The sequence below is a fragment of the Inquilinus limosus MP06 genome, from assembly GCF_000767795.1.
Classification (GTDB): domain Bacteria; phylum Pseudomonadota; class Alphaproteobacteria; order DSM-16000; family Inquilinaceae; genus Inquilinus; species Inquilinus limosus_E.
Window position 1 is genome coordinate 1 of the sequence record NZ_JANX01000611.1, and the last position, 3,636, is coordinate 3,636.

3 protein-coding genes are annotated in these 3,636 nt (G+C 70.1%); 2 read left to right on the top strand and 1 reads right to left on the bottom strand.

Translation table 11 applies throughout. The features are described 5' to 3' along the window. Both P409_RS39400 and gyrB read left to right on the top strand, forming a co-directional pair. On the top strand, positions 1 to 518 hold a 518-nt coding region (locus P409_RS39400), incomplete at its 5' end, for a DNA replication/repair protein RecF (RefSeq protein ID WP_034846788.1). 16 nt (positions 519 to 534) lie between these two features. Then, the gene (gene gyrB / locus P409_RS29425) at positions 535 to 2,994 is read left to right on the top strand and encodes a DNA topoisomerase (ATP-hydrolyzing) subunit B (protein ID WP_034846790.1); all 2,460 of its coding nucleotides are present in this window, start codon (positions 535 to 537) and stop codon (positions 2,992 to 2,994) included. A 169-nt stretch (positions 2,995 to 3,163) separates the two neighbouring features. Here gyrB and P409_RS39405 read toward each other — a convergent pair. Further along, positions 3,164 to 3,636, bottom strand: a 473-nt coding sequence (locus tag P409_RS39405; protein ID WP_034846792.1) for a hypothetical protein, incomplete at its 5' end; no start/stop codon positions are given.

Genomic DNA, 3,636 nt, shown 5'->3' on the forward strand with positions numbered 1-3,636 from the left:
GGCTGCGCGGCGCCGAGTCGCTGATGACCGAGGGCCCCTTCCCGCGCGCCGACCTGGCCATCGACGGCCGGATCGAGGCGTGGCTTGAGGATCGGCCTGCGGTCGACGCCGAAGAGGCTTTTCGCAGCCTTTTGTGCGATAATCGACGCATCGACGCCGCGGCCGGTGCCGCGACGGAAGGACCGCACCGCAGCGACCTCTCCGTCCATCACCGGTCCAAGGCGATGCCGGCGGCGCAGTGCTCGACCGGCGAGCAGAAGGCGCTCCTGATCGGCATCGTCCTGGCCAATGCCCGCCTGCTCGCCGGGGAACGCGGCGCCCCGCCCCTGCTGCTCCTCGACGAGGTGGCGGCGCATCTCGACGAGGCCCGTCGGGCGGCGCTGTACGAGGAGATCCTGGCGCTCGGCGCCCAGGCCTGGATGACCGGCACCGACCCGGCGCTGTTCGCGCCGCTCGGGGACCGGGCCCGCCACCTCGGCGTCGATGACGCCCGGGTGACGGCCCGGGCCGCCGATTGAAACGGATGAAGAAGTAATGTCGGATTCTGCGATCCCGAACGACGACGGCGCCTATGATGCCGGTTCCATCACCGTGCTGCGCGGCCTCGAGGCCGTGCGCAAGCGCCCCGGCATGTATATCGGCGACACCGATGACGGGTCCGGCCTGCACCACATGGTGTACGAGGTCGTCGACAACGCCATCGACGAGGCGCTGGCCGGCTATTGCGACACCGTCACGGTGACGCTGAACGCCGACGGGTCGGCCACCATCACCGACAACGGCCGCGGCATCCCGGTCGCGATCCATGAGGAGGAGGGCATCAGCGCCGCCGAGGTGGTGATGACCCAGCTGCATGCCGGCGGCAAGTTCAACCAGAACTCCTACAAGGTGTCCGGCGGCCTGCACGGCGTCGGCGTCTCGGTGGTCAACGCGCTGTCGGAGACGCTGGAGCTGCGCATCTTCCGCGACGGCCATGAGTGGTTCATGCGCTTCCACGACGGCGAGAGCGAGGCGCCGCTGGCGGCCCTCGGCCCGCAGGGCGAGAATCGCGGCACCCATGTCACCTTCCTGCCGTCGAAGCAGACCTTCACCAGAACCGAGTTCGATTTCGGCACGCTGGAGCACCGGCTGCGCGAGCTGGCCTTCCTGAACTCCGGCGTCAAGCTGACCCTGACCGATGCGCGGGGGCCGGAGCCGCGCGTCGTCGAGATGCATTACGAGGGCGGGCTGAAGGCCTTCGTCACCTACCTCGACAAGGCCAAGCAGCCGCTGCATGGCGAGCCGATCACGATCACCTCGGAGCGCGACGGCATCACGGTCGAAGTGGCGATGCAGTGGAACGACAGCTACCACGAGACCATGCTGTGCTTCACCAACAACATCCCGCAGCGTGACGGCGGCACCCATCTGGCCGGGTTCCGCGGCGCGCTGACGCGGCAGGTGAACAGCTACGCCACCGAGAGCGGCATCCTGAAGAAGGAGAAGGTGGCGCTGACCGGCGACGACGCCCGCGAAGGCCTGACCTGCGTGCTGTCGGTGAAGGTGCCGGATCCGAAGTTCTCCAGCCAGACCAAGGACAAGTTGGTCTCCTCCGAGGTCCGCCCGGCGGTCGAGGCGGTGGTCAACGAGATGCTGGCGACCTGGTTCGAGGAGCATCCGAACGACGCCAAGCGGGTGATCCAGAAGGCGGTCGAGGCGGCCTCGGCCCGCGAGGCGGCGCGCAAGGCGCGCGAGCTGACCCGGCGCAAGGGCGCGCTGGACCTCGCCTCCCTGCCCGGCAAGCTGGCCGACTGCCAGAACCGCGACCCGGCCGAATCCGAGCTGTTCATCGTCGAGGGCGACAGCGCCGGCGGGTCGGCCAAGCAGGGCCGCGACCGGAAGTTCCAGGCCATCCTGCCGCTGCGCGGCAAGATCCTGAACGTCGAGCGGGCGCGGATCGACAAGATGCTGTCCTCGGCCGAGCTCGGCACGCTGATCACGGCGCTGGGCACCAGCATCCGCGACGAGTTCGACGCCGACAAGGCGCGCTACCACCGCATCATCATCATGACCGACGCGGATGTGGACGGCAGCCATATCCGCACCCTGCTGCTGACCTTCTTCTACCGGCAGATGCCGCAGCTGATCGAGCGCGGCTACCTCTACATCGCCCAGCCGCCGCTGTATCGCGCGGCGCGGGGCAAGGAGGCGGTGTATCTGAAGGACGACCCGGCGCTCGAGGCGTATCTGATCGACAGCGGCATGCGCGACCTGGTGTTCACGCCGTTCGACGGGGCCCAGGTGGCGGGCAACGACCTGCGCGCCCAGATCGAGCGGGCGCTGGAGGCCAAGCACCAGCTCGGGCCGCTGATCCGCAAGGTCGGCGACCGCATGACGGTGGAGCAGGTGGCGATCGCCGGCGCGCTGTCGCCGCAGGTGGTGCACAGCCCGGCCCAGGCCGGCGAGGCCGCGACCTATGTCGCCCAGCGCCTGAACGCGCTGGCCACGGAGTTCGAGCGCGGCTGGCAGGGCGAGGCGCTGCCGCCGCAGGGCAACCAGCCCGGCGGGCTGGTGTTCCGCCGCACCCTGCGCGGCGTGACCGAGGCCCGGGTGATCGACTCCGACATCATCCGTTCGGTCGAGGCGCACAAGCTCGACCGCATGACCGGCGACCTGCAGGCGCTGTACAAGCGGCCGGGCGTGCTGACCTGGATGAACCCGAAGGGCGCCGCCCAGGAATGGCCGATCACCGGCCCGATCGACCTGATCGACCGGGTGCTGGAGCAGGGCCGCAAGGGCTTGGCGGTGCAGCGCTACAAGGGCCTGGGCGAGATGAACCCGGACCAGCTGTGGGAGACCACGCTGGACCCGAACGCCCGGGTGTTGCTACGCGTCGAGGTCAAGCACGCCGACGACGCCGAGGACGTGTTCTCGACCCTGATGGGCGACGTGGTCGAGCCGCGCCGCGACTTCATCCAGGAGAACGCGCTGAAGGTGACGAACCTGGACGTGTGACCGGGCGGGCCCGACCATCCGGCGGGATGCGCGGGCCATCTCTTCAGAATGCTGCTGCCCAAGCCGATCCAGCCACTCTACCCTCCCCCTCCCGCAAGGGGAGGGGGAGTGTGGAAGGCTGCGCCCATCGATGCTGAATGGTGGTGAAGGCTGCGAGTGCGCGAGCGGCTTACCCCGTGTCGGGGGCCCTGGGCCGGCGGTCGGAGGCCGGGCGGGACTTCGGCGCATCCTCGGGCGGATCGCCATCCGCCGGCGGCAGGAAGCCGAGATGCTCCATGGCCTCGTCGGCCATCTCGAGCCACTGCTCCACCCGCACCGGATAGCCCCAGCGCCGGCACAGCGCCGCCACGGCGACCGGCGCCGGGCTGGCCTCAACCAGCTCGGCCACCTCCGGCCGTTCCAGCCTTTCGCTCAGCTCGGCGGCACGGCGATCCTCCTCGCCGTCCTCGGACGACTCATAGACCGCCGCCATCATCGCCAGCGTCACCCGCAGCCCGTGCCGGTCCTCCCGGGCCGCCTCGCGCCGCGCCGCGGCCTTGCGCCGCTCCGCCTCCTGCCGGGACAGCGTGTCCTTGAGCAGCAGGGTCAGCCGCACGGCACGCGCGACGGTGGCGATCCGCTGGCAGTAGTCGACGCCCGGCG

Coding starts and splice junctions, on each gene's coding strand:
- gyrB (WP_034846790.1), top strand. CDS start 535: ATGTCGGATTCTGCGATCCCGAACGACGACGGCGCCTATGATGCCGGT.